This window comes from Intrasporangium sp., assembly GCF_039812505.1.
GTDB lineage: Bacteria > Actinomycetota > Actinomycetes > Actinomycetales > Dermatophilaceae > Intrasporangium_A.
The window spans coordinates 1-3,371 of sequence record NZ_JBDIAQ010000238.1 but is presented as its reverse complement, the minus strand read 5'-3'; the positions used below and the strand labels follow the sequence as shown (position 1 = coordinate 3,371).

At 74.2% G+C, this 3,371-nt stretch carries 4 protein-coding genes; 3 read left to right on the top strand and 1 reads right to left on the bottom strand.

Annotated features, from left to right (window positions below; translation table 11 throughout):
- Nucleotides 1–258 (top strand): glyoxalase (locus WMI84_RS17600; RefSeq protein ID WP_347355073.1); only part of this gene is annotated, 258 nt, incomplete at its 5' end.
- An 8-nt stretch (nucleotides 259–266) separates the two neighbouring features.
- Here the strand turns inward: WMI84_RS17600 and WMI84_RS17595 are convergent.
- Complete coding sequence (locus WMI84_RS17595; RefSeq protein ID WP_347355072.1) at nucleotides 267–773, bottom strand: MarR family transcriptional regulator; 507 nt, start codon at nucleotides 771–773, stop codon at nucleotides 267–269.
- A gap of 51 nt (nucleotides 774–824) precedes the next feature.
- Between WMI84_RS17595 and WMI84_RS17590 the strand changes: the two genes are divergently transcribed.
- Nucleotides 825–1,655, top strand: coding sequence for a methyltransferase domain-containing protein (locus tag WMI84_RS17590; RefSeq protein ID WP_347355071.1), 831 nt, complete (start codon nucleotides 825–827; stop codon nucleotides 1,653–1,655).
- 404 nt (nucleotides 1,656–2,059) lie between these two features.
- A partial coding sequence (locus WMI84_RS17585; protein WP_347355070.1) for a sigma-70 family RNA polymerase sigma factor occupies nucleotides 2,060–3,371 on the top strand: 1,312 nt, incomplete at its 3' end.

Genomic DNA, 3,371 nt, shown 5'->3' with positions numbered 1-3,371 from the left:
CCCGAGCCGCTGCGAGCCCGCGGCGGCGCGTGGTTCCGGGCCGGCAGCGCCGAGATCCACGTCGGGATCGAGGACGACTTCCGTCCCGCCCGCAAGGCCCACCCCGGTATCGCGGTCGCCGACGTCGAGGCGCTCGCCCGAGCGGTCGCGGCGGCCGGGGCGCCGGTCGCCTGGGACGACAACATCCCCGGGTTGCGCCGGTTCCACACGAGTGACCCGGTCGGCAACCGGCTCGAGTTCCAGCAGGCCGCCCGCTGAACCCCCGGTCAGTGGCCGCCGGGCTCGAGCGGCAGCAGCAGACGACGCAGCAGCCCGGCCAGGGTCTGCTGCTCGGCGGCGGACAGGTCGGCGAGCATCGACCGCTCCTGTGCGATGAGCCCGGCCATCGCCCGGTCGACGACCTCACGGCCCGCCGGCGTGAGGCGCACGTGCACGCCGCGCCGGTCGTCCGGGTCGGGCCGGCGCTCGACCAGGCCGTGCCGCTCGAGCCGGTCGACCCGATTGGTCATCGTGCCGCTCGTGACGAGGGTCTGCTGGACCAACCGGCCGGGGGAGAGCTCGTACGGGTCCCCGGCGCGCCGCAACGCCGACAGCACGTCGAAGGCCCAGCCCTCCAGGCCCTGTTCCGAGAAGGCCGAGCCCCGGGCCAGCTCGAGCCGTCGGGCCAGCCGCGAGACCCGGGAGAGCACCTCGAGCGGGGCGGCGTCGAGGTCCGGACGCTCCCGGCGCCACGCGGCGATGATCTCGTCGACGTCGTCGCGCTGCTGCTTCATGAGGCAACCCTAACGCCCTCAAGATTCTCGACGTCGAACGAAAGGCAAGTCATGTCCGAGACCACCGATGCCCGCTGGAGCCCGGAGCAGTACCTGCGCTTCGCCGACCACCGCGGTCGCCCGATGCGCGACCTGCTCGCCCGCGTCGAGGCCGCCCGCACGACCGCCCCGCGCGTGGTGGTCGACCTCGGCTGCGGCCCGGGCGACCAGACCCTGGCCCTGGCCGACCGGTGGCCGGGCGCCCGGGTCGTCGGGATCGACAGCTCCCCGGAGATGCTCGCGAGGGCCCGCTCGATCGACCCCGACGGCCGCGTGGAGTGGGTCGAGGCGACCGCGGAGCAGTGGGACCCCAGCGCCACGGGGGACCGCGTCGACCTCCTCGTGACGAACGCGCTGCTCCAGTGGGTGCCGACCCACCTGCGGCTGCTGCCCGAGTGGGTCGCCGCGCTCGCCCCGGGCGGGGTGTTCGCGATGCAGGTGCCCGCGAACTTCACCGCGCCCTCGCACCGGCTCATGCGCGAGGTAGCTGCCCGCCATCCCCGCGGCGAGCAGCTGCGGCCGGGCCTGGACCGCGCGGCCGCCGTCGCGCTCCCGCAGACGTATGCCGCCATCCTGCTCGGTCTGACACCTGACGTCGACGTGTGGGAGACGACCTACCAGCAGGTCCTGCCGGCCCCCGACGGTGGGCCGCACCCCGTCCTCGAGTGGGTCGCCGGGACGGGGCTACGTCCGGTGCTCGGGGTGCTGCCCGAGGGTCCCGAACGGGACGCCTTCATCGACGCGTATGCCGCCGAGCTCGAACGTGCCTACCCGCGCCGCTCGTTCGGGGTGTTGTTCCCCTTCTCGCGGATCTTCGCGGTGGCCCGCACCCGGGCCGCGTGAGCCTGCCCGGAAAAAAAGATCGAAGAGACCCGAAAATCCCGTCATGATCCGGCGGCGAGGCCGTCTTACCTGTGACGGACCACGGAGCCCCGCATCGTCAGGGGAGGGGCACCAGCGGCTAGAGACAAGGCTCGGTGCGTCAGGACTCAGTCTTCCGGGTGGTGTCGTGGAGGGGGCCACCCGGGGGGCCGAGCCGATAAAGCGGACTCAGTCTTCCGGGTGGCGTCGTGGAGGGGGCCACCCGGGCGGCCGGGACCGTGAGCGGACCCAGTCTTCCGGGTGGTGTTTGTGGAGGGGGACTACCCGGCAGACTGGGCCCGTCCGTGTCAAATTCGACGCTCTCGCCTCGGGCTTGGCACAATTGTTGCCTGTGGTTGCCCTGAGTGCCTGCCGGAGGGATGCGCGTGTCGGTTGACGTGACCCTGTGGTCCAGCGACGCTTGGTCCTCGGCGGCCGACATCGAGCTCCTCGCACAGGCGCGGTCCGGATCCTCCGAGGCGTACGGGGAGCTGTGGCGCCGGCACCTGCCGGCCGCCTACGCCGTCGCCTCACGGTACCGGGGCCGTTCGTCGGCCGAGGACATCGTCGCCGAGGCGAGCGCAAGGGTCCTTGCGCTCATCCAGGCCGGCAAGGGGCCGGACGAGCACTTCCGCGCCTACTTCCTGTCCGCCGTGCGCACGGTCGCCGTCGACAACGCCCGGCGTGACCTGCGGGTCGTGCCGGCCGAGGCCGACGACCTGGAGTCGCTGACCGAGCCGGTCATCGAGGAGTACCCGGGCGAGGGGATCGACGCCGACCTCGTCCGTCAGGCCTTCGCCGGCCTCTCCGAGCGCGACCAGCGGCTGCTCTGGCACACCACGGTCGAGGGCGAGGCGCCGCGGGTGCTGGCACCGATCCTCGGGATGACCGCGAACGCGGTCTCGGCCCGCGCGATGCGGGCCCGGGAGGCCCTGCGGGCGCACTACCTCGACGCGCAGGCGAGCCGCAGGGCCGTCGGCGCCGACAGCGACGAGTGCCGCTGGACCATCAACCACCTCGGCGCCCATGTGCGCGGCCGACTGCCGAAACGTCAGGCCGAGCGGGTCCGCAACCACCTGGCGCAGTGCTCGCACGCGACCATGGTCGCGGCCGAGCTGGCCGAGACGAACGCCGGGTTCCGGTCGCTGCTGGTTCCGCTCGTGCTGCTCGCCGGGATCTCGACGCCGGGCTTCGTGTCGGCGGGCACGCTCGCGGGCCTCGGCTCCGGCACCCTCGCCAGTGGGAGCTCCGGAGGCTCGTCCGCGCCGATCCGGCCCGACGGATCGTCGGCTGCGAGTGGGTCGACCCAGGTCGTGGTCGTCGGGCAGCAGGTGGCGGCGGTCGCCTCGTCGGTGGCCGCCGCGATGGTCGTGGGGGCAAGCCTGGTCGGGGCGCTGCCCGGCACGGGGCCCGCTCCGGCACGGCCGGCGGCAGCCAGTACCGTGCCCGGCGGGGGAGTGACCGTGGGCACCCCCGGGTCGACGGGGACCGCGACGGCGGCAGGGTCGGCGACGGCTGGGGCCACTGCGGGCGCCTCGACGCCGGACAGCGGGACCGCGCCGGGTCAGGTGCCCGGTTCCGGCGCCGACCAGGCTCCGGGGGCGGGGGCCGGAGGACTGATCGGCGGCCTGTTGCCGTGGGAGAGCCTCGGCGTGGGCAACGGGTCCGGCGGCGACGGCAGCGGGTTCGGCGGGGGCA

Excerpts from the sequence above, each read along its gene's own strand:
- WMI84_RS17595 (WP_347355072.1), bottom strand. The coding sequence starts at position 773 with ATGAAGCAGCAGCGCGACGACGTCGACGAGATCATCGCCGCGTGGCGC.
- WMI84_RS17590 (WP_347355071.1), top strand. The coding sequence starts at position 825 with ATGTCCGAGACCACCGATGCCCGCTGGAGCCCGGAGCAGTACCTGCGC.